Annotated in this window: 3 protein-coding genes and 1 pseudogene; 2 read left to right on the plus strand and 2 right to left on the minus strand. The window is 47.7% G+C overall.

The features are described from left to right. Positions 1-335: pseudogene (locus LRM19_RS21130) on the plus strand (phage tail protein); the annotation flags it as partial. Continuing rightward, positions 322-504, plus strand: a complete 183-nt coding sequence (locus LRM19_RS21135) for a hypothetical protein (protein ID WP_271369771.1) — start codon at positions 322-324, stop codon at positions 502-504. The pseudogene LRM19_RS21130 and the gene LRM19_RS21135, both read left to right, overlap by 14 nt. A gap of 97 nt (positions 505-601) precedes the next feature. Here LRM19_RS21135 and LRM19_RS21140 read toward each other — a convergent pair whose 3' ends face one another. Beyond that, on the minus strand, positions 602-1201 hold the full coding sequence (locus tag LRM19_RS21140; protein ID WP_271369772.1) for a tail fiber assembly protein: 600 nt from the start codon (positions 1199-1201) through the stop codon (positions 602-604). Continuing rightward, the coding region (locus LRM19_RS21145) for a phage tail protein (protein ID WP_271369773.1) at positions 1201-1649 on the minus strand (449 nt) is incomplete at its 5' end. The genes LRM19_RS21145 and LRM19_RS21140, both read right to left, overlap by 1 nt.

A 1649-nucleotide genomic window follows, 5' to 3' on the forward strand; every position in this document is an offset into this window, starting at 1 on the left:
GAGCTAAATACGTAACCAGTCGAGGAAGTAACGCAAATGGAGCTTGGGTAATATGGTCGGATGGAGCCATTGAGGTTATGGGGTATGGTGTAATCCTTGATAACGGCCTGGCAACCGTTAATTACCCAATTGCGCTACCAGGTATAAGCCGCTATATCAGCATTGCCGAACGTCTCTCTGCTGATCCTGGCACAGCGCCAAACTTTGCTCATTCATCAATGATCATTGATGCTTTAACAACAAATATCGGTTTCAAAGCTCGTTGCACAATGGCCGCAACGGGTGCCCCATCAAATAATGGTTTTTCGTGGAGAGTTTACTATGCGCCTATTTAATCCGATCACGATGACGGAGGTCATTCATGGTTTCCACGATACTGTTGGTGCTATAGAGCTCCCTGAAGATAACTGGTTTTTCACAATGCGGGAAATACCTGAGGGAATGCGGCTTGAAGTCAATGAAAAAGGTGAACCAACTCTTATGGAAATTAAATTTGATGTATAGGCAACGAATAAATGAATACGTTTCCTGGCTGAATGCTGAAAATATCAGGTGCTGCTGATGATTATTGATACATCAAAAGCACCTGATATTGGATGACCTATACCTCGGGTTTTGGTGGAAGGTAAAGATTCGGAGCAGTGCCGGTATCAATCTTAGTTAGTTTATAACGGTACCGCTGCCATTCAGTCAGACGTGGAATATCTGCATCATCAATGTAGCCTCCAGCCTGAGCATCTGCCAATGGTGCGATAATTGCAGACGCTTCAGCCAGTAATGCGGTTTTCTGCTGTTCAGCCTTTTCCACATCCGCAGAGTGTTTCGCTTTTGCGTCGGTTATCCACTCGCTGCCATTCCACTTATCATATGGCGTTCCAGGGGCTTGTGTAGTCGTATCTTTCGGATAATCACCCGGTAGGGAAATCGTGACTTTCTCACCTGACTTTGTGCTATATACAGTTTTACCGCGATGATCGGCGAGGTACTCCCATGCGCTTAAGTCAGAGGTGCGACAAATGGTAAAACCTTTTTTAGATTCTCCAGGCGCATCAATACATGATAAGGCTGGAATGCCTACACCTTCCGCTAAATATTCAACCGAGGAGGAAATATATTCGCGCGTCTCACCATCGTAGTTAAACACAGTTATATCACCGGTCACTGTAGCAATAAGCTCATTGTTTAATTTTGCCTCCGCCATTATGCTGCCCTCACAATGTAGTTAAGTGCGACGTTACGGGGGCGGGCTGAAACATAAGCCCACCAATCGTAACGTTGCGAATTGGCCGGACTACCGATCCATTTTTTTCCTTTGATTTTTTCCCATTGTGCTGCGGTTATTACATCGCCGAACCCATATTCGGCTGACCCGATTGAGCTGATATCCCCCGTATCATTGTCATCAAAGCCCGAAACAATAGTACCTTCCTGGAATGACAGCAGCCCGCGACCAGCATCAACCCCACGCCCGTCATCCCAGCCACGGATAAACTCCCCGCGTAAATCAGGCAGTCTGAGAGCCGGGTAGGCCTGAGCCAGTTTAGGGTACAGGGAAGCAGTGAAAGCGGCTCCGTTGCACTTAAGCCACCCCGTCGGTGGAGTTGCTGACGGCCACGGAACGGGGACGCCAACCGGCAAAGCGGAACCCT

Origin of the sequence: Enterobacter sp. PI-10 (genome assembly GCF_027947695.1) — a bacterium.
GTDB classification, from domain to species: domain Bacteria; phylum Pseudomonadota; class Gammaproteobacteria; order Enterobacterales; family Enterobacteriaceae; genus Enterobacter; species Enterobacter vonholyi.